General features: G+C 59.2%; 1 protein-coding gene. It reads right to left on the bottom strand.

The genetic code is table 11. From position 1 onward, the window contains the following. On the bottom strand, positions 1-265 hold a 265-nt coding region (locus tag KVT28_RS25310), incomplete at both ends, for a hypothetical protein (protein WP_217550934.1).

Below are 265 nucleotides of genomic sequence, written 5' to 3'. Positions count from 1 at the left end.
CGGCACGCTGGTGGCACTGGTGACGGGCGCTAAGGCGTCAAGACTGGCGGAGTTATATACCTGGAATGTGCTGTTGGTGCCGGTTGCGGGATCGGGCGTAGTGATCGCAAAGGTTTGCGGGCCGGGATCCAGGCGATCCTGATTGAGATACTGCGATCCCGAGGTGAACGCCACTTGCCCGAGCGTGGTGGTGACCGCGCCATTCGATCCTGCCGTGTATGCCTGATTGCCGGTCAAAGTTCCATTGCCACTGCTATCGGTAATT

This window comes from Pantoea sp. GbtcB22 (assembly GCF_019091025.1).
Classification (GTDB): domain Bacteria; phylum Pseudomonadota; class Gammaproteobacteria; order Enterobacterales; family Enterobacteriaceae; genus Pantoea; species Pantoea leporis.
This window is presented reverse-complemented; position numbering and strand designations above follow the sequence as displayed.